We start from the raw sequence: 20730 nt of genomic DNA, 5'->3' as shown, positions 1-20730 counted from the left end.
GATGATGTTTTTATACCCCATGAGCGTTAAGATGCATAATGCACTGAAGATATCTCGTAGGCAAATTATTTCACCGGAAAACATTTCATAGGTGAAGTTGCCTGACAAGCGCAGCGCATACAAAAAGTCGCCCCGGGTGTTTCCTCAGAAGAGGGACACCCGGGGCGACTTTTTATCTGAGCCTTGGGGATCGGTCAGCGATAGCCCCAAGGTAGTATCTCATTTGTGAGAATATCAATAGTTGACTCCCTTGTTGATTTCCTTCTTGTTGATCTTATGGAAGTCGAGCTGTCTCCAAGCATAGAATATGTATGCAAGGACGAACGGAATGAGGATAGACACGAAGCTCATAACCTTGAGAGTAAACGGAGATGAAGAGCTGTTTTCTATCGTGAGCGAACTTTGAGGATCTGCCACAGATGGATAGTAGCAAGTGTTGTTCCATCCTGCGAGGAGCAAGAGCGTAAGCACTGTAAGTACGACACCCACACCGTGATACCATATACCCTTGTTGAAGTTCTTCACAAAGATACTCTTGCCCATGCCGTAGAGCACCAACACAACTCCGATGAGGAGAGAGGCTATGAGGTAAGGCATTGCGATGAGGTTGTTGAGGAACTTGTACTTCTCAAGGCTCACAACTCCCGTTTGGGGGTCATAGGCATAACCCGATGTAGTGAGGAGGAAGCCAAGGAAAAGAAGGAAGAAGATGAGGAACAACACCGCGTTGGGGAGGATGTTCTTTCTCGCCTTTTCCTGCAAAGAAGGTTCGATGATATTGTTCACGAAGTAAAGGAGCCCGCTCACTCTTGAAAGGAAGAAGACCGCAAGACCGAGCACGACGTTCCATGGGTTGAGGACAGCCTCAAGACCGTGAAGTTGGATCCCATGGAAAGGCACCCACGAACTCATAGTGGTATTCCCCTCAAACATCACCATCGCATCCCTGTTGAGGACGAAGTTACCTCCCGTGAAGAGAGTTGCGACAGCTGTACCAAGGAGGATCGGACCGAGGACACCGTTGATAAGCAGGAAGACCTGATAGGTCTTTGATCCCCAGACATTACCCTTTTTATTTTGGTACTCAAAAGAGATGGCTTGGATGACAAAGCAGAAGAGAATCAACATCCACACCCAATATGCTCCACTGAAACTTACGGCATAGAAATATGGGAAGGATGCAAAGAATGCACCTCCGAACGTCACAAGAGTGGTGAACGTATATTCCCACTTACGACCCGCCGAGTTGACCATCATGCGACGATCTTCCGGATCGAGTCCGAGGGTAAAGATAAACGACTGTCCACCCTGTACAAAGAGGAGAAACACGAGAAGAGCTCCGAGCAGAGAGACCAAGAACCACCAGTAGTGTTGTAATGCTAAGTATGTTTCCATATTTTATTGTATTTCTTTTCTATGTGTATGAACTAACTTGGTGACTTAGTGACCTGCATTTTCGATCGCCTTTCCGTCCTTATCGATATTGGGGCCTTGCTTGATGGCCTTGAGCATGATGCTGATCTCTGCGATGAGCAATGCTGTAAAGAGGACGAGGAAGAGCAAGAATGTCACCATGACAGAGCTTGGCGAGAGGTTGGAGATAGCAGCATTGACAGGGAGGATATCCTGTATCGTCCATGGCTGGCGACCCACTTCTGCAACGACCCAACCTGCCTGTGATGCGATGTATGCCAGTGGGATACATGCGATCGCCACATAGTGGTACCAGCGGTCTTTTGAGATGAGGTTGCTACCCTTACGTGTGCGCCAGATTGCCCAGATGAAGAGCAATACAAACAGCATACCGAGTCCCACCATGATGCGGAAGCTGTAGTAAAGGATAGTCACATTGGGGATGAGATCGGTCTTATCCTTGATATAACCGTAGCCGAAGTATGGGAAGTTTTCCTTGAGGGTCTGGAGCTCGAGTTGAGCACGTTCTTCATCGCCGGCTTTCTTAGCCCTGCGGTACTCTCCGAGAGCGGTAATGGCAATCTTACCTCTGTTGATCTTTTCGTCAGCAGAGAGGGCCACGCTACCGTCAGGCTGTATATAACCACCATCGATGATGTCCTTGATACCGGGTACATAAGCGTCGAAGTCATTGAATGCAAGGAACGACAAAGCTCCCGGAGCATCGATGGAGAAGATGTATGGATCCTTTTCGTCTGCGTAGTGCTTCTTGGCAGGATTAATCACACCCACTGTACTGAGTCCCACACCATTGTGACCGACATAGAGGTTTTCCATCGCGGCAAGCTTCATTGGCTGGTGATTAGCCACCTGGCTTGCACTGTGGTGTCCGGTAAAGATCGTGATGATGATAGACACGAGACCGAGCATGGCAGAGATCTTGATGCTTTCGATGGCAAATCTCTGCTGACGCTTCTTGAGGAGATACCAAGCACTTACGCCGATGACGAAGCAAGAACCAAGTACCCAGGAAGATATCACAGTGTGGAAAAACTTCACGATAGCGACAGGAGAAAATGCCACAGCCATGAAGTCGCTCATCTCATTGCGAAGCGTATCAGGATTGAAGTCCATACCCGCAGGATACTGCATCCATGCGTTGGCAACGAGGATCCACCATGCCGAGAGGGTAGCTCCGATGATCGTCAGCCATGTCGAAGCAAGGTGAAATCTCTTGGAGACCCTATCCCATCCGAAGAACATGACTGCGATGAATGTCGCTTCCATAAAGAACGCAAGGATACCTTCGATGGCGAGGGGGGCCCCAAAGATATCTCCGACAAACATCGAGTAGTTGGACCAGTTGGTCCCGAACTGGAACTCAAGTATAAGCCCTGTGGCAACCCCGATGGCAAAGTTGATACCGAAGATCTTTTGCCAAAACATCGCAGTAGCTTTCCAGAATGGATCATCTGTGCGGTAGTACTTTGTTTCAGCCAATGACATAATGATACCCAGACCCAGCGTGAGGGGCACAAACAGCCAGTGGTACATCGCTGTCAGTGCAAACTGGGCTCTCGACCAATCGATGAGAGTGTTGTCGATTAAAAACATAATGTTTGGTTTTTGTTAGATAAAGAATATTCTAAGTGTTTGTATTTTTTCTGTGAATTGATGGTTGTGAAGTGGGTGTCACTCGACAGCTCTGCGCTCGTACTCCGATGAGACATACTCGGTGCGCTCATCCACGCTGTCTCCTTGCTGTTTCAAAAAGTTGGGGAACAAAAATGCCTTCAGTATGGCAAACATGATAAACAACTTGATGGCAATGATAGCCCACATCGTACGCCCCCATGTCATACGCTTGAAGCCATTGACATAGAATCGATACACCCTGCCGAACACATTACCACGGCGTCCGTCCGAAGCATTATTCCCGGCATCTCTTATATTTCTCTCTTCCATATAATACCTGTTAGGATTCTGTTTTAACGGGGCGAATTTATAAATGATATGCCGTATGTCCAAACAAAATACATATTATTTCTGTGATTTTACACAAAAAACCTGTTATTTGTTCATTATCCTCAGATATCTCGGTCCAAAACAATGGTTTAACGAACGATCACAAAGCATTTCTATCGTTTTCCCCTTTGCTAAAGACTTAATTATATGAATAATAGACAAATCTCCGAAGCGAGGCCAAGCCGACGAAATAAGATTTATTAAGGATTGTTTTTCTCTCCGAAAAAGCAATACCCCGGCCTCCGAAAAGTGGGGAAGAAAAAATAAGAAAAGTCCCGAACGGATTTAGACATCGTTCGGGACTTTTCTTATTTTTTCACCTAAGCCCTCAGAGCAGGTCATGCATCACGAGAGAGCACTGATCACAGCCTCATAGTCGGGCTCTTGCCCTATCTCGGGCACAAGCTCATTGTAGATGATCTTGCCCTCAGCGTCAATGACGACGACAGCGCGAGCCAAGAGACCTCTGAGTGCACCGGTGTCGATACGGACTCCGTAGTCGAGATCAAAGTCTGCGTTGCGGAACATCGATACGGTCATCACCTTGTCGATACCTTCAGCTCCGCAGAAGCGAGCCTGAGCAAAGGGGAGATCCTTCGACACACAGAGGACGACGGTATTGTCAAGTGCCGCAGCATGCTCGTTGAAAGCACGTACACTCTGCGCACACACGCCGGTATCGATACTTGGGAAGATATTGAGCACGACACGGCGGCCTTTGAGTTCGCCGAGAGAGATCTCAGACAAGTCTGCCTTGACAGCGACAAAATCGGGAGCGATCTCGCCCACTACCGGTTGATGACCGAGGACAGGGAGCTCTGCTCCTCTCATCGTCACCATTGTTGTATCAGGGGCTTGTGAAGCCTTTTCGGTGCAACAAGCATTCTGTTGGTTGGTCTGTGTACATGCAGCAAAGAGCGCAACCATAGCCACGAGGGCCATCTTTAGTTTGAAGTTCATGTTGTGAGATTGAAAAGTTAGAAATCGGGAAGATCCCATTCGTTTGTTAAATATGCCACAAAGTTAAAACGATATCCCGATATCATGCCAAAAAAGGTTGTCTAACTTGATGTCGCAAGTTAGACAACCTTTTGCGTCAAGTTAGACACCTTAATTTCGAAGGTTCTATACCCTTTCCCATCGTGTTCATATAGAGCTGCCCAAAGAGGGGGACTCAGACGCGTCGAAATACTTATTTGTAGGGATTTCAGTATTTATTCAAAACGTCTACTTTTGCTCATATAATCACAAACAAATATAAAACAACCGATCATGAACAAAACACTACGTTGGACTGCTTGGGCCGGACTTTTGGGAGGATTATTGATGTACTGCGGAGATATGTTGCTCTACTTCACGACAGAGCCATTTGCAGACTTCGAAAACGAAATACTTCCGTCTATGGGATCAGTTCCCTTTGCCCGCTTTTTTGCAGGAGGGCTGGTTGCGCCCTTCACGACAGCTCTGTATATCCTGGGATTTTATCACCTTTACCTGAGAGTAGATCCGGCACGGAAAGCGTGGGGCAAGTGGAGCCTTGTCCTGCTCTCCATAGGGATGATATGTGGAGGTGAGTATCATGCATTTTTCCCTGCCTTCGGTATCGTCTCTGCACACGGACAAGGGCACCTGATAGATCATCTGCTGACATATGCATTTTGGTTGGGAGGGATGTCATTCGTATTCATGGCATCGGGATGGCTCATCTATGCCTACATGATACTCAGAAGATGGGCTGACTTCCCTCGCTGGTCAATCGTATTCATACCGATAGTGACGGTCTGGCTCGGAGAGCTGTGGGATACTCTGCCTGAGCCGTTTGCCGTGCTGATAGCCGGGGGATGGCTGAGCCTCATCTTCGCGATCTTTTATGTCGTCGCGCTATCAACTCTGAAGCACAATGACAAAAAGTATGAGGCTTGAATAATCTGTGGAGTGAGGGCTCCTAACGTGGGAGCTTCTGAGAGTCCGCCTTGGAGCTTTTGAGATAAAGAATGGCTTCGTTGCCGGTATTGAGCAGGAGATCGAGGACTGAGAGGTTAGGGACAAATCCCAAACGGTCTTCGTACACCTGCCAATAACGCTCAAAAAGAGTGGCTTCCGGAGCGTAGTCGCGCGCGCAAACTTCTCCGATAAACGTAGCACCCTCGGGTAGGACTTGGACAACCTTAGGCATCGGAAGTCCCAACTCATCGCAGGCAAACTCGAGCCAACGGTGATTGTACGTCACGAGTGACTCTCCTTGCCCCGAGTGGAGAAGCAGGTGCTCTATTTCATCGATATAATGTTCAAGAAAAGGGGAAGAACCATAACCGCTGATGACGGTCTGGAGATGCCTCTTTCGCCAGTCTCCATGCTCCGAAATCATGATTGTGGATGTCTCAGGAGGTGGATAAGCGTACTTCTCCACCGGGATAGAGAGGGAGGCACGGCCGTTGGCGGTCATGAGATCGGCACGGTTGCGATAGGACTGTTTGCGGTAAGATTCGCCGACATAGATGAAAGCCTCCTCGGCGTGAGAAAGGAGTCTCATGTAGGCTATCGACGGGATAAAGGCTGTGGGGAGATAGATCTGAGAGGGAGAGTCCATCAGCTTAGAATGGTGAGCATAGTGCTCCGATGACGCGTCCCTCAATATCCTTTCGGGAGAGCCAGATATATGCACCGTCCACGGTGTGGATGAGATAGTAGTCTTGGCTGACACGGTGCTTGCGGAGCGTCCTTAGTTTGACGGCGGTATCGTGAGATATATCCCCGACCTTTTCGCCCATTTCGAGCAAAAGAAGGGGTAAAAAGACTTCGAGAGTCGTGCTGTCGATACTGATCTCATCGCCACGGAGAGGAGAGGGCAGATCCGTCCCATCGCTCAGTTTGACGAGACTACCGGGAAGTGCCACACATCGCCCGAGACTCACGAGAGTACGTCGCCCGGGGCCCGTAGGGATGAGAGGGTCTCTATAAATGAGGTCATCTGACACAGAGATGTCTCCGGTCATCCGACTTATGAAGAGAAGAGTGTGGGGTTCCAAACCCTTGAGTCTGACGCTGTCATCTGCACCAAGGTAGTACGTAGTAAAGGCAAACATCCTAAGCCCCACGATCACAAAAAGGATGATGAGCAGGGGGATAATTTTCCTGACGACTGTACTACGTGGCGAGTTCATGCGAAGATATTATTTCGGGACAGAGAAGAACCTGCTCCAGCGTATTCCTCCTCCGAAAAGAGGTTTGTCCTTGTCGATTGACAACCATACAAAGAGGGGCTTGCCGACGATATGATCTTCGGGGACAAAACCCCAGGCGCGAGAGTCAGCGGAGTTGTGCCTGTTGTCTCCCATCATGAAATAGTAATCCATGGCGAAGGTATAAGTGTCCGTAGCCGCTCCGTCGATAAAGATGCGCCCTTCCTTGATCGAGAGCGTATGCCCCTCAAAGTTGCGGATACACCTTTCATAGATAGGAAGATTCTCGAGGTTGAGGTGGATCGTCACTCCCTTCTTGGGTATAAAAATAGGTCCGTAGTTGTCTCGTGTCCAACCCTTATCGACAGTGAGAGGATAGGTAGGGAAGTCTTGGGCGGTAGGTGTAGGCTCTACGACGACTTTACGCACACCTGTCCTCTTCTCAAGTTTTTCTTTCATTTCTCTTGTCAGAGGGAAATGATAGACCGTACCAAAGGAGTTTGGCGCAATGGTATCCAAAGACATGCTTGCAAAGAGTTCGGCATAGGCGGGTTCTCTGCCATCGAGCACCATGCGGTCATCCACGCTGACGCCCAAGTCATCCAATTCGGACTCAGAGAAAAAGCTACCATCAGTCTGTATGAAATAGTTGTACTGAAGGTGCTCCGGATCTTCGCTTCGTTGTCCGTTGATGAAGAGTACGTTATTCTTTATCTCAAGGGAGTCTCCGGGCATACCGACGCATCTCTTGACATAATGATCCCTCATATCGACAGGGCGATGGACAATCTCCCCAAACCGCTGTCGGTTGCGGTGTACGTGTTCTCTGCCGAACTGGTGTACAAGAGTATAGTAGTCGGGATTAGGGACTTGAAGAGCAACTGTATCTCCTGCTGGGAAGTTGAAGACAACGATATCGCCTCGCTCGACGCTCCCCAGGCCTTTGGCTCTATTGTACTCCAACTGGGGTTTGTCAAGATATGACTTCATCCCCCAGGGGAACATATTGTGCACAAGAGGGAAGGCAAAAGGTGTCATGGGCACTCTCGGACCGTAGCTAAGCTTACTCACATAGAGGTGATCGCCCACGAGACAGGTCTTCTCAAGCGATGAAGATGGGATCTTGAACTGTTGGAAAACAAACAAATTGAGCATGTGCACGAGGACGAGCACGACTACTATGTCTTCCACCCACTTCATTGCATAGCGCAGAGAGGAATTAGGGTGAGATTGCCACCAACGCCAGTTGATGAACTTGGTAAAGTATCCATCAAAAAGCAGAGGGGAAATAATGATAAACACCCAAATGCTATTGACCCAGACGGAAAAGAGAAGAAGTGCAATCGCAAGGATCACAAACTTCGTCAACTTCTTCCATCCCAAACTTTTAAAATCTATCTTTTTCATATCATTCTATATCTGTTTGATCGGACAACTCAGCAAGACTGAGCCGTCATCATATCTTTCATTCCGAAAGCACCCTTTCGCTCCCTTATAAATTCTGCAGCAAGGACAGCTCCCAAAGCAAACCCCTCACGTCCCTTGGCTGAATGCTCGATGCTTATCGTATCGACATCCGACTCATACGTGATGCGGTGGATGCCAGGCACTTCACCCTCTCGGAAGCACTCTATCCCGAGAGCATCGGCAGGGATGTTCCGATGTTCACCTTCGAGAAAAGGAACAAGACGCTTCTTGCGATCCAATCCCTCGAGTACGCCCTCGGCAAGCGATAGAGCCGTACCACTCGGATGATCTTTTTTGTGGATATGGTGTACCTCCTGCATACGGACTTCGTAGTCGTAGGGGTTCATGAGCTGAGCCAACTTACGGCTGACGAGATCGAAGATGTACACCCCCACACTGAAATTGGAAGCATAGAAAAAAGCGCCCTCATGCTCTTTCCGAGAGTTCTCTACCATATCACGGCGAGATAACCAACCCGTAGTACCTGAGACCACGGGGAGATGATGCTTAAAGCAATGGATGTAATGCTCTACGGCAGTATCGGGAGTGGTAAACTCTATCACCACATCGGCCGAAAGGAACGCCTCGGATGTCAGATCCTGAGGATTATTTTGATCGATAATGGAGACGATGGAGTGTCCTCTACCCGTCGCTATCTTTTCGATGGCATGTCCCATCTTGCCATAACCAATGAGTGCAATCTTCATATTTTAATACCTGTCTGTTTTATTGTCCTAACCGTCAGATGTCTGACAAAGATAATCAATCTCACTTAAAGCGATATACCGGCAAGATCTTTGTCCGAGATGATGAGGTCTTCAATAGGGATATAACGAGTAATGATATCAGCCACAGCCTTGTAGAGATATGTGACTTCGCTCTCCGGATGATAATACTCATCGACCTTGTACCCAAGCACTGTCCCTTCCTCGAGAGCCACAAACCCATGGGCATAACCTGCAGGGATATACAACGACTGTCCGGAGTGAGCCGAAAGCTCGACGGAGAGACTCTTTCCGTAGTGTTCGGACTCGGGATCGATATCCAAAACTATGTCCACGAGTTTACCGGCAAGAGCACGCACGAGTTTACTCTGTGCATAGGGTGCACGCTGAAGATGCATTCCCCTGAATACCCCCCGATGAGACACAGAGACATTCTCCTGTAAAAAAGGCTTACCCGCTACCCCATCCCCCATGACTTCGATCCATTTGCGCTGACTGAAAGCCTCATAAAAACATCCCCGGGTATCGGCATACACGGGAGACTCTATGAGCAACACACCGGGAAGAGAGAGTTCTGTAACCTTCATAAATCAAAAAACGATCATTTGTCACCGGACGTCAATGCTCTGTCCAAATAACAACAACGACACAGTGGAGCATACTCTCCCGTCTCACCTATCAGCACTTGGCTGTCTCCCTCTACAAGACGAAAGGAGTAGTTGGCAGGAGCACCGCAAGAGACACAGACAGCATGCACCTTTGTCACAGAGTCTGCTATCGCGATAAGTGCCGGCATGGGATGAAAGGGACGGCGCAAAAAGTCCATGTCCAATCCCGAAATCACGACCCTGATCCCCTCATCGGCAAGAGTCTGACAGACCTCAACGATACCTTCATCAAAAAACTGTGCTTCGTCTATCCCCACGACATCCACCCCAGCACTCATCAGCACGATATTGCTCGAATGAGCCACCGGAGTGCATGATACCGCATTGCGGTCGTGGCTTACGACATCAGTATCAGAGTATCGGTTGTCTGTCTCGGGCTTGAATACCTCTACCCTCATCTTTGCGATCGAGGCGCGTTTGAGGCGGCGCATGAGTTCCTCTGTCTTTCCCGAAAACATCGATCCGCATATCACCTCGATACTTCCACGAGGTTTGGCGAGGAGTCTGAGGCGTTCGGCATCGAGAGCATGGTCTTGTATCATTGTATGTGCGTGTTGAGGTTTTTCTGTCAGACAAAAGTAAGTCATTTTACCCTTTTTACCAAGAACGAAACCCATTACATTTCTCAAAAACATGAGATGACAAAGCCATCCCGATAAAGGAGACAGTGATAGAAAAAAGGCTGTCCGAGTCATCATACCCGGACAGCCCTCTATGTACCCTAAGGAAGGGAGATTAGTTTTCCGTTGCTGTGCTTGGAGTGTATCTCTTGTTGAGGAAGTCTACAAGCTCGTTGGTTACATCGTATGCCTTATCAGCAAGGAGGATGTTGTCATTCATCGTGTTCGAGTAGATTATCTGGAACTTGTGGATGTCGTTGAAGAGCTTGATCTGAGACATAAGCGTATCCTTGAGGATGTTGTTCATCTCAAGCTGGCGTTGGCTGAGTTCCATGGTCAGCTTTTGGTTGAGACGCTCGAAGTCTTCGCGTTTCTTGAGGATACGCATCTGTTCCTTCTCTGCACGCTCTCTATCGAAAAACGCGTTGTTCTGAAGTTTGCGCTGAAACTCAGCAGCCTCCGCCTCAAGAGCGCGAGCCTGTTGGTTAAGAGTAGCTTGAGCCGACTCAGACTTGCGGAGTATCTGCTCATTGAGATCACGAGAGAACTGATAGTTCGTAAGGAGACTGTCGATATTGACATACGCCACAGGGAGTCTCATTACGGAGTCGGTCACAGGCACGGCATTGGCAGGTGCAGAGTCTTTGCTCTTGCTGCTGAAGAAAAGGACAAAAAGGACAATGACTGCGACAGCCATGACGACATTGATGATTGTGTTGAAATTTTTCATATACTGTTTAGTCTATATTTTTTAGTTCTCAGATTTGTATCTATGACAGTTATCTGTTATCAGTCTTCGATCCGATCAAAAAGCGTACGACGCTCCTGCTCCTCAACGGTTTGATAGCGATGACATTTAAGACCTTTTTCCCTAAGTGCCGGCTGGTCTTCAACGTGAGAAGAAGGGAACTCGCCCTTCCGAGTGAAGAAGACCCTAAAACCGATTAAAAGAACCACAATCCCTACAATTAGTAGGGTCAATATGAGTAGTTTTGTCATCTTTTTCGTAATTTTGAACACAAAGATAAGTTTTTTATCGTGTTACTCAAAGGTTCACTTTCCTTTTTTGCTTATTTGTATCACCAACAAGGGAAAGATCCTACATTTATGTAACATGCAATTGTCAAAAGCGACATTCAATTAACTGTTGTCCTTGTGGCAACACAATCTTCATACACTATAAAGTTTGATTCACTATGATTAAGCAAGAACCTCAGATTCTATTTGACTACTTCTACGAGATCACTCAGGTGCCTCGTCCATCCAAGAAGGAAGGAAAAATCATCGCTTATCTCGAAAACTTCGCTAAAAAGCACAACCTTGAATACAAGAAGGATGAAGTCGGCAACATCGTCATGAAGAAGCCTGCTACTCCCGGAATGGAAGACCGCAAGTCCATCATCATGCAGTCACATATGGACATGGTGTGCGAGAAGAACAGCGATGTGACATTTGACTTCGACAACGACGCTATCCGCACCAAGGTCGTAGATGGTTGGTTGATGGCAGAGGGCACTACTCTCGGCGCTGACAACGGCATCGGATGTGCTGCAGAGCTTGCAGTCCTTGCATCCAACGATATCGAACACGGTCCTATCGAGTGTCTTTTCACAGTGGACGAAGAGACAGGTCTCACAGGAGCTATGGCTCTCAAGGAAGGCTTCTTCGACTCTGAGATCCTCCTCAACCTCGACAGCGAGGACGAAGGAGAGATGTTCGTAGGTTGTGCAGGTGGTATGGGTACATTTGCAGACTTCACTTACGAAAAGATGTACGCTTGTCCTGAGATGCACTACCTCACAGTAGACGTCAAGGGACTCCGTGGCGGTCACTCGGGTGGAGACATCCACGTAGGTCTCGGCAATGCCAACAAGATACTTGCGCGCTTCCTCTATGGTCTTTATGACATCGTGGACGGCTGGACACTCGCTTCATTCCAAGGCGGGAACCTCCACAACGCGATCCCTCGTGAAGCAAAAGCCATCATCGGTGTGCCTATGTCACAGAGAGAAGCTGTCGCTGCATTTGCCAACACATTCTGCGCTGATGTCCGCAACGAACTCCAAGCCGTAGACCCCGACGTGACACTCACTATCGGCAGCACTACAAAGCCTGAGTTTGTCATCGACGATACCACAAAGGATCTTCTCATCTCTTCACTCATCGCTTGTCCTCACGGCGTCATCGGCATGAGCCATGCTATCGAAGGTCTTGTAGAGACATCTACCAACCTTGCGTCTGTCAAGATGAAGGAAAACAACAGCATCCTCATCGAGACCAGCCAACGCAGCTCGACAGAGTCTCTCAAGCAGATGGTAGGACAGATGGTAAGAGCTACGTTTGAGATCGCAGGCGCCTACGTCTACGAGCGTGACGGCTATCCCGGTTGGGCTCCCAATATGAACTCTGAGATCCTCAAGATCGCGGAAGAAAGCTACGAATCTCTCTTTGGCAAGAAGCCTCTTGTCAAGGCTATCCACGCAGGATTGGAGTGCGGTCTGTTCAAGGAAAAGTATCCACATCTCGACATGATCTCGTTCGGTCCGACTATGAGAGACGTACACTCTCCTGTCGAAAAGTTGGAAATCAGCACTGTTGATCTATGGTGGAAACACCTCTTGGATATCCTTCGCAAGGCTCCTAAGAAGTAATACCGTTGAGTCTCAGCGAATAAAAGATAACATATAAGGCATGAAAGCACACAGAGTACTCTACCATATCAGGCGACTCTGTGTGCTTCTTTTTTTATCCGTCCTTGGGACTACCCGACTGACAGCCCAAGACTCGATACCCACGACAGATACTATCATGAGCCGAATAGTGATGTACAATGTCGAAAACCTCTTCGACACCTATGATGACCCTCAGACAGATGACAAAGACTTCCTGCCTGACGGTGTCATGCACTGGGACAAAGCCAAATACTACGATAAACTCTCCCGTATCGCCCAAGTCATATCAGATATGGGCCAATGGCGCTACCCGGGCATCGTAGGTCTGTGCGAGGTAGAGAACGCTCAAGTCATCAAAGACCTCCTGCATCGTAGAGAACTCTCCAAGGCTGCCTATCACTACGCCATCACCGAGGGTGGCGACCCTCGAGGCATCGATGTCGCACTACTGTGGGATCCACGAGTGTACCGCAACATCAGGCTGAGAGAAGTCCCGGCCTACCCTCTCGAAGACAACAGACTGTGGACCAATTATCACGAAAAACTACCTCTCCACGGAGGACGGCATGCTCTGTGGGCGACATTTCGTCACATAGCCACAAAAGAAGTCATAGAGGTCCTTGTCGTACACTCCCCTTCTCGGAGACAAGGCACACGCTCGACAGCCAAACAGAGATCTATGGTGATGTCTCGCATCCGTCGCATCATCGATGAGATACAAAGCACCTCCCCCGACAGGCACATCATCCTCATGGGGGACTTCAACGACAATCCCACCGACCGCTCCATCACCCTTGCGCTCCAAGCCAAGACGCCTCTCCGCAGCGACAGTATCGACCCCCTCTCCATATACAATATGTCCGCACCTACTTACATGACGAGACATGGCTCCCATCGTCACAAAGGGAGGGCATGGCTACCTGACCAGATCATCGTCTCGGGCTCTCTGCTGATCCGCAGGGCAGGCGGATTGAGACTCACCCAACAAGCAACAAGGGTCTTTGATCCCGAGTATCTTCGCCAGAAAAACGGCAATCCGAAGCGTTCGTTCAGAGGCAACCACTACGCCTATGGTTATTCGGATCACTTCCCTGTATATATAGATATAAGATATTGAACTCATGCAAGGTATCAGACTCATATTTGTAGGCAAGACGGATGCCAAGGAGATAGCCGCTCTCAGTGCGGACTACCTCAAGAGGATCAATAGATTCATTCCTATCGAAGTTGTGGAGCTTCCCGACATCAAAGCACGCAAATCTCTATCCATGGACGAGCAAAAACGTCGTGAAGGGGAGATGATCCTCGAGACCATCGGCAATCTCGACGATGCCGTCTTGCTGGATGAGAGGGGAAAAGAGCTCACATCACGCGCCTATGCCGAGTGGTTTGAGCACAAGATGCAGGTCGTCCCTCGTCGCCTCTGCCTGGTCATCGGAGGGCCTTACGGATTTTCGGACGAAGTCTATGCCCGATGTCGCGAACGCCTTTCTTTGAGTAAGATGACGTTCTCTCATCAGATGGTGCGCCTATTCCTCATCGAACAGATTTACAGAGCCCTTAGCATCATCCACGGACACCCTTATCACCACGACTGATCCCCCTGATAAATATTAAGATCCGACAAAGGCTCGGGCGGAAGAAGTAGAACCTTCGAAATCAAGTTAGACACAAGGATTTCGAGGGTTGTATATCCTTATTCTTGGATGCTCACCGAGAGGCGTGTTTTTCGGGGTGTTTATGATGTTGCTATGAGGGGGATACGGGTTGTACCGGAATTGCCTACACATAAAAAAGGAGAGCAGTGATGCATTGGCATCACTGCTCTCCTTTTTTATGTGTGGTTTACCTGCGTCAGAGTTCGAACTCTTCGATCAAAGCGTCAATCATCGGGATGCCTGTTGCTTTGTGTTTGTTAAGGAACTCAATGAGTAGGGCTTTGCCTCTTTCGTCACTTTCGCCAAGCCTGCGGAGTGCATTGAGTATGTACATCAATAGCGATCCGGCGGGAGCTGTCATATCTCTTTCGGCGTATTGGAGTAGTGAAGCTCGGAGCTGATATCCCAGTCCGGTGTTCATCATCATTCGGGTCATGAGGATGTAGGGTATGATCGCTCTTTGTTCGGTATAGGAGGCTCCTTCCTGCCAGAGTCGGAGTGTCAGGTGTTCGACAAATGGAGCTTTCATCAGCAGATGGATAGACAGTTGTTCGCTTGCCTCAATGTGTAGCGACGTGTGGCAAAGCTCCAAAGCTTCTTCTATATCAAGGGCTTCGATGGGAAAGATGAGTGGCGCGATGAGTTTCATCTCTCGTACATCTTTGCTCCACATGAGGCGGGCAAGGCTTGCGTCATGAGGCAAAGTGCGCGCGATCTCTTGTAGTCGGGGCAGTGTGGCTCCGAAGTTGATGCTGTAACTGACCCCCTTGCTTCGCATACTGTCGGAGATGATTCCATCCATGGCCCTGCGGAATTGTGCTCTCAGGTTGTTGAGCGTATCTCTCCACTTCCCGTCAGGATGTGTAGCCGGCTGGGCGTGTGTAGAAAGAGGCAGGTACGAGTACTCTTTGCCATAGCGAAGCATCTGTTCCTCATAAGTCTCGCTGTAATCAAGGCTGATGTCTGTGATCTCATCTGTCTCCCGGTCTCGGACTACAAGCATCCGTGGATTGAGGAATCCCTTGAATGGTGCAAGACCGAGTGCCTTGTAGCGCATCGATGCACTGTGATAGATGTCTGCATCTACGGACGTGCCATAGGTCTCGATGAGTGTGCGGGCAGTCTCTATATCTCCGGTACTTTTGACTTCCTGAATGAGTCTGAGCATCTCTCCGAAGGCTTCTCTCAGACGCTTATAGTCATTGATCTTTACATAGTAGTGATCGTCCTCCTTTATCAGCGCAACGACGCTTTCGTCCGTGTAATGAAGGATATAACGAGATATGAGTGAACGATTTTGCATGTGAGCCTGCTTGAGGACTTCTCCCTCCTTGAGCCTCGCGAGCTGTACGATCAATCCATTGGTCATATATCTGTCGTATTCGGCCTTGTAGACTTCGGTATCAGGCAAGATGCCGAGAGAAACCATCTCAGGGTCAGCGATAAAATAAAGCGCATTGAGGTCGGCACGGGTCTCTTCGATAGCAGAGTCATAGGTACCGAGAGCATCGCCTGTGATGCCGTCTTCGAGACGTCCGGAGCCGTGCCCGAGACATTCATGAAGATCTGTATGAACAGTGCTTGCAAGGTTACCGTACTTGTAAAGCCTTGTTCTGACATCTTCGCCTAAGTAAAAGGCTTCGGTCGCACCACTTCCCATGCTGACTTCGTCAAGAGCTTGAGATATATTGGTCAGAGTCACTGATTTGGAGCCGTAGTCTGCACGTAGACGTTCATCGTTAGGTAAGTTGATGCCCAGCGGAGAGGCAGGGTAAGAGTCCCCTGCAAGCATGACGACGTGGATGGCTGCAGCAGATACTCCGGAGATTTCTCCTTTCTTGTGCTGCTCTTTTATGGTCGAACGAGCCTCAAAGCGAGAAGCATTTTCCGCGATGAGAGCTGTACGTCTGCACCCTTCTTTATCCATGAGTTGGATAATGGCTTCCCAACTTCCTTTGAGTCCGAGAGGGTCTGTATAGGTTTCTATGAATCCGTTGATGAAGTCTGTACCTGAAACAGTGTCATTATACCCTACCCAAGATTTTGAGTATTCGTAGAAGTCGTTTATGTCGCCTGTCTCGTAATATTGTATCAGTTTGTCAATGACCTCCCCTGCTTCCTCGGACGGTGCGACCGCCATAGCTGCCTTGAGGTGTCTTACAACTTCTTTGATGGCAGGAGCATACAGACCCGAAGTGCTTGCTATTTCTTCCGACAATTCTCCGGAAGAGTTGCGGACGAGCCTGCTGTTGAGCCCCGGAGCAATCTTATACTTTTCGGCAATTTCGTTGTAAAATCTTTTGGCTTCTTTGCCGGAAACATTTTCTCCATAGAAGTTCACCGATGATCTCTCGATGAGGGTCTCTTCGTCTCCATGAGCCCTGCGCACGGCATCGGCCTCGGTATCATAAATGAACTCTACCAAGTCTTTTGTGGAGATCCCTGCCTCTGAAAACTTTTTTTGATCTTCTTCCGGCAATCTTCCGACAGCTTCAAGCAAGTAAGACTTTGAACACTCCGGTATGAACTTATCTTCGCCATAATGATGATGTATGCCCGAAGCAAACCACACTCTGTATGCGTATTCACACAGAGCAGGATATTCCGGGGCATCATACGATTTTTCATTGACGATCAGAGCATCAAGGAGATGGCGGATAGCTATGTTGTGGCGATGATGCTGGGCAAAGATAATATCCCTGCCCGCAAGAGCGGCCTCAGACAGATGAAAGAGGTAGATCTTAGTCTCCAAGGGTAGACTATCGAAGTTTTCGACCCTATATCGGAGTACCTCTATGTCCGCAAAGCGGAATGTGTATGGAGATTGATTTGTCATTGAGTTTTTGTGTGGAATGTGATAATAGAATGAGGGTCGGTGCTACCTGTTGTCGTTTATCGGAATAGCCTCGATACCTCGTTCGTAGACCTTGAAGTTACCTCCTTCATCGGCATAAATAAAGATGACTTTGAGTTCAGGATGAGAGTCGAGTATCTTCAGACTTTCTTTCATGCCCAGTGCCATAAATGTCGTAGCCCACGCATCAGCAAGGATACAGGTGGGGGCGATGACCGTCGCACTCAGAATATCTTGTCCTGCGGGATATCCCGTACGTACATCTATCGTGTGACTCACCTTTTGTCCTTCCAAAGAGTGGTAGTTGCGGTAGTCTCCGGACGAAGCCAGACCTGCCTTTTCGCACATGGATACCTTGCTCATCAGTTCACTGATCGTGGAGGTGTTATCCTCTATGGGCTTGTTGACGCCTATTTGCCAACAGTCACCTTGTGGATTGATGCCTTTGCAGACCATCTCGCCTCCGATCTCCACCATGTAATCTGTGACTCCGTTCGCTTCGAGGGTAGCCGCCACGAGGTCGGTTATGTATCCTTTCGAGAGAGACGATGGGATGATGCTCATCCTCGGATCCGCCTTGGTTATGCGACGCATTGTTTCGTCAACGATCAGTTTATCGTGTCCTACAAAAGTCATGATGCTGTCTATTTCCTCGCGAGTGGCAGGCCTTGTCACACCCTTTTTTGTTCCGAATCCCCAGATGTTGAAAAGCGGAGCTCCTGTGATGTCAAAAACACCTCCGGAAGCCATATATACATCCTTTGCCACAGCAAGGACATCGAGCATCATGTTGTCAAGGGTGTCTGTCTCATTTCTATTGATGCGAGACACGAGGGAGGTAGAGTCAAAGGGGTTGAGCGAAGCGTTGAACACCGACATGGTAGAGTCTATGGCTTCGGTCAGAGGCTTAGTGCTCTTGTAGGTGATGTGGTAAAGGGTGTGGAATCGTGTCCCTGACTCTTTGTGATACACTTCTTTGTTCGTGCAAGAGACGAGTAGGACGGAGATAAAAGCAAGTATGGAGGCAATATGTTTCATATTTTCTTACGTATGGTGTAGTGATTGCGAGATGGAGACTGACGAGATATGAGTTCGCCTATGAAGCCTGCCAAAAACATCTGAACGCCCAGCAGGATGCCCACAAGGCAAAAGTAAAAATAAGGTGTAGACGCCACCAGCGGAGCAGGCCTGCCATTTTGGAGAGCGACAAACTTATCTATCAACAAGATGCATAGGGCGATAAAGCTCACAAAGAACATCACACTCCCCCAAAGCCCGAAGAAGTGCATCGGCTTGCGACCAAACCTACCGGTAAACCAGAGTACCAAAAGATCCAGATAGCCGTTTACAAACCTGTCCATCCCAAACTTTGTCGTCCCGAACTTCCTCGCTCTGTGCTCGACTACTTTTTCTCCTATTCGGCCAAAGCCCGCCAACTTTGCCATGTAGGGCATGAAGCGGTGCATATCGTTGTACACTTCTATATTTTGCGTCACCTCTCTGCGATAAGCCTTGAGACCACAGTTGAAGTCATGAAGTCGGATGCCCGAAAACCTCCTCACCGTGGCATTGAAAAGCTTGGTAGGCAGAGTCTTGGATAGAGGATCATAGCGCTTTCTCTTCCAGCCCGATACAAGGTCGTAACCCTCTTCCGCTATCATCCTGTACAGCTCCGGTATCTCATCCGGAGAGTCCTGCAGGTCGGCATCCATGGTGATGATGACACGCCCTTGTACTTCTCCAAAGCCGGTCTGCAGAGCAGGGGACTTGCCATAATTGCGGCTGAACCTTATTCCCCTCACATTGTCGTTGGCTTCGGCGAGTTCCTCTATCACTTTCCATGAGGCATCCGTGCTACCGTCATCGACAAAGATCACTTCGGTCGACAAATTTTCTCTATCGACCACACGGCGTATCCACGCATACAGTTCGTGCAGGGATTCCTCCTCGTTGTAGAGAGGGATCACGATGGATAAGTCAAGACTGTCGGTATGTTCTTGGGTATTCATCTTGTTTTCTTGACAAAGAATGCGGCAATATAGATATAGATCATCCCCAAGAACATAGCTGTTGCCGCAAACTGTGTAGCCAACTGCCTTGGTGTCATGTGTAACATGCCTCGCAATGCTTCGATCTCCTCCTCACTTGCTTGTGGAGATTGACTTATCCATGTATCTACAAGCGTTTGGATCGTCTCCAGCCATACGGGATCGGACATGAGTCTCGAAAATCCCAGATAGTAAGCCAATATCGTGGGTATCATTGCAAAGAGGAATGTCCCCATCATGAAGCCCACAGCCTCCATGTAGGTCATCGAGTCATTGCGCACCTGACGACGGTAGTGTCGGGCCAACGCTACTATCAGTACGGGGATGCAGAAGAAGAGTCCCACGTACAACAACGCAGAAAGTGCTCCGATCTTGTACAATAGGATCGAAAGGAACTGCAGGGACATGGAGATCCCCAGGATAAATCCATATCTCATGATGTACCCTACGAAGGTGCGACCGGTAGGTATAGATGGGGGAGTCTCTGTATTTTGTAAAGACATATGGGATAATATTATATGGTCTGAAAAACAAAGGACCTCCGACCTCCATCGACAGGAGTTCGGAGGTTCTTACTTAAGTATTTCTTTTTGAGAATTGCCGACTTATTCTTTGACGACAGTACCCTTGATGGTTATGATGAATGGGCCTTCCTTACCGTTGCTGTACACAGATACAGTCTTGACGAATGGATAGACACGACCGGCAGGGTTGTACTCTACAGTGATCTTGCCACTCTTGCCCGGAGCGATAGGCTCACGGTTAAACTTTGGTGTGGTACAACCACAAGACGACATCACACGAGTGATCACGAGAGGTGCACCTCCGGTGTTTTTGATCTCAAATACATGGCTCACAGGTCCGTCTGCCTCTTTGATAGTGCCGAAGTCATAAGTGTCTTCGGGGACTTCGATCTTAGCTTTGTTCTTGTCCTGAGCATTGAGGGTGTAAGCTCCAAAAAGCACTACCATCGCGAGGAGTAGCGTTGTAAATCTCTTCATATTCATTGTTGTAATATTTAGTTCAAAAATTCAAGTGTGGTTTGTCTTTCATCAACCTCTTGCAATATCATAAAAACAAACCTATCATCCGCCAAAGGTACGAAATATATTAACAAATAACAAAAAAGTAAATTTCTCACCCCTGCTGATGCCTTTCCCTATGTCGTGATTGGTCGGGCTTTCCGCTAAGATTTCTCACAAGGTGTACATCTGTCGAAATCGATGTGTCTAACTTGATGAATGAAGTTGTCTAACTTGTCGCGTCAAGTTAGACAACCTTTTTTCGTCGCTACTACACCGACTTGTCATGCTTCCGTCGGATAGTGCTCATCCGTCGGATTGTCAATCGATTATCGCGTATTTTAGGTATTATACAGCTTGATTATACCTTTATTTA

Annotated in this window: 20 protein-coding genes; 4 read left to right on the top strand and 16 right to left on the bottom strand. The window is 48.5% G+C overall.

All coding sequences use genetic code 11. The features are described from left to right. Positions 1-234: 234 nt before the first annotated feature. The 4 genes from Q4A14_RS03140 to tpx form a co-directional block, all read right to left on the bottom strand. Positions 235-1395 carry a cytochrome d ubiquinol oxidase subunit II gene (locus Q4A14_RS03140; protein ID WP_303169870.1) on the bottom strand — a complete coding sequence of 387 codons (1161 nt, stop codon included), beginning with the start codon at positions 1393-1395 and terminating at the stop codon, positions 235-237. Positions 1396-1440: 45 nt separating this feature from the next. Further along, the gene (locus tag Q4A14_RS03135) at positions 1441-3030 is read right to left on the bottom strand and encodes a cytochrome ubiquinol oxidase subunit I (RefSeq protein ID WP_303169894.1); all 1590 of its coding nucleotides are present in this window, start codon (positions 3028-3030) and stop codon (positions 1441-1443) included. 75 nt (positions 3031-3105) lie between these two features. Continuing rightward, on the bottom strand, positions 3106-3378 hold the full coding sequence (locus Q4A14_RS03130) for a DUF4492 domain-containing protein (RefSeq protein ID WP_303169869.1): 273 nt from the start codon (positions 3376-3378) through the stop codon (positions 3106-3108). Positions 3379-3783: 405 nt separating this feature from the next. Then, positions 3784-4278 (bottom strand): thiol peroxidase, encoded by a 495-nt coding sequence (gene tpx, locus Q4A14_RS03125; protein ID WP_303169893.1) that lies wholly within the window; start codon positions 4276-4278, stop codon positions 3784-3786. Between the two features lie 432 nt (positions 4279-4710). Between tpx and Q4A14_RS03120 the strand changes: the two genes are divergently transcribed. Beyond that, positions 4711-5361: a DUF6796 family protein gene (locus Q4A14_RS03120; protein ID WP_303169867.1), complete on the top strand. Its 651-nt coding sequence runs from the start codon at positions 4711-4713 to the stop codon at positions 5359-5361. Between the two features lie 22 nt (positions 5362-5383). On the opposite strand, the gene Q4A14_RS03115 is transcribed toward Q4A14_RS03120, so the two are convergent. The 7 genes from Q4A14_RS03115 to Q4A14_RS03085 form a co-directional block, all read right to left on the bottom strand. Then, positions 5384-6028 (bottom strand): WbqC family protein, encoded by a 645-nt coding sequence (locus Q4A14_RS03115; protein ID WP_303169865.1) that lies wholly within the window; start codon positions 6026-6028, stop codon positions 5384-5386. A gap of 4 nt (positions 6029-6032) precedes the next feature. After that, positions 6033-6602 carry a hypothetical protein gene (locus Q4A14_RS03110; protein ID WP_303169863.1) on the bottom strand — a complete coding sequence of 190 codons (570 nt, stop codon included), beginning with the start codon at positions 6600-6602 and terminating at the stop codon, positions 6033-6035. A gap of 9 nt (positions 6603-6611) precedes the next feature. After that, positions 6612-8027: a signal peptidase I gene (gene lepB, locus Q4A14_RS03105; RefSeq protein ID WP_303169862.1), complete on the bottom strand. Its 1416-nt coding sequence runs from the start codon at positions 8025-8027 to the stop codon at positions 6612-6614. Positions 8028-8056: 29 nt separating this feature from the next. After that, a complete protein-coding gene (gene dapB, locus Q4A14_RS03100; protein ID WP_303169860.1) occupies positions 8057-8794 on the bottom strand; it encodes a 4-hydroxy-tetrahydrodipicolinate reductase in 738 nt (245 codons plus the stop codon). Between the two features lie 65 nt (positions 8795-8859). Continuing rightward, positions 8860-9399, bottom strand: a complete 540-nt coding sequence (locus Q4A14_RS03095) for a dTDP-4-dehydrorhamnose 3,5-epimerase family protein (RefSeq protein ID WP_303169858.1) — start codon at positions 9397-9399, stop codon at positions 8860-8862. Positions 9400-9413: 14 nt separating this feature from the next. Next, the gene (locus Q4A14_RS03090) at positions 9414-10022 is read right to left on the bottom strand and encodes a thymidine kinase (protein WP_303169857.1); all 609 of its coding nucleotides are present in this window, start codon (positions 10020-10022) and stop codon (positions 9414-9416) included. 193 nt (positions 10023-10215) lie between these two features. Next, a complete protein-coding gene (locus Q4A14_RS03085; RefSeq protein ID WP_303169855.1) occupies positions 10216-10830 on the bottom strand; it encodes an OmpH family outer membrane protein in 615 nt (204 codons plus the stop codon). Between the two features lie 466 nt (positions 10831-11296). Here Q4A14_RS03085 and Q4A14_RS03080 point away from each other — a divergent pair, with 466 nt between their 5' ends. The 3 genes from Q4A14_RS03080 to rlmH are packed head-to-tail and all read left to right on the top strand — an operon-like array spanning position 11297 to position 14370. After that, a complete protein-coding gene (locus Q4A14_RS03080) occupies positions 11297-12751 on the top strand; it encodes an aminoacyl-histidine dipeptidase (protein ID WP_303169853.1) in 1455 nt (484 codons plus the stop codon). A gap of 40 nt (positions 12752-12791) precedes the next feature. After that, entirely contained in the window at positions 12792-13889 is a 1098-nt protein-coding gene (locus Q4A14_RS03075) for an endonuclease/exonuclease/phosphatase family protein (RefSeq protein WP_303169852.1), read from the top strand. Positions 13890-13893: 4 nt separating this feature from the next. Then, on the top strand, positions 13894-14370 hold the full coding sequence (gene rlmH, locus Q4A14_RS03070) for a 23S rRNA (pseudouridine(1915)-N(3))-methyltransferase RlmH (RefSeq protein ID WP_303169850.1): 477 nt from the start codon (positions 13894-13896) through the stop codon (positions 14368-14370). A gap of 256 nt (positions 14371-14626) precedes the next feature. Here the strand turns inward: rlmH and Q4A14_RS03065 are convergent, their stop codons facing one another. The 5 genes from Q4A14_RS03065 to Q4A14_RS03045 form a co-directional block, all read right to left on the bottom strand. Beyond that, positions 14627-17266, bottom strand: coding sequence for a peptidase M49 (locus tag Q4A14_RS03065; RefSeq protein WP_303169849.1), 2640 nt, complete (start codon positions 17264-17266; stop codon positions 14627-14629). Between the two features lie 42 nt (positions 17267-17308). After that, complete coding sequence (locus Q4A14_RS03060) at positions 17309-18322, bottom strand: FAD:protein FMN transferase (protein ID WP_303169848.1); 1014 nt, start codon at positions 18320-18322, stop codon at positions 17309-17311. Then, positions 18319-19293, bottom strand: coding sequence for a glycosyltransferase family 2 protein (locus Q4A14_RS03055; protein WP_303169846.1), 975 nt, complete (start codon positions 19291-19293; stop codon positions 18319-18321). The genes Q4A14_RS03060 and Q4A14_RS03055 overlap by 4 nt, the downstream gene beginning before the upstream one ends. After that, positions 19290-19835, bottom strand: coding sequence for a DUF4199 domain-containing protein (locus Q4A14_RS03050; RefSeq protein ID WP_303169845.1), 546 nt, complete (start codon positions 19833-19835; stop codon positions 19290-19292). The genes Q4A14_RS03055 and Q4A14_RS03050 overlap by 4 nt, the downstream gene beginning before the upstream one ends. Before the next feature lie 102 nt (positions 19836-19937). Continuing rightward, a complete protein-coding gene (locus tag Q4A14_RS03045; RefSeq protein ID WP_303169844.1) occupies positions 19938-20333 on the bottom strand; it encodes a DUF1573 domain-containing protein in 396 nt (131 codons plus the stop codon). Positions 20334-20730 lie beyond the last annotated feature (397 nt).

Origin of the sequence: Porphyromonas sp. (genome assembly GCF_030529325.1) — a bacterium.
GTDB lineage: Bacteria > Bacteroidota > Bacteroidia > Bacteroidales > Porphyromonadaceae > Porphyromonas_A.
This window is presented reverse-complemented; position numbering and strand designations above follow the sequence as displayed.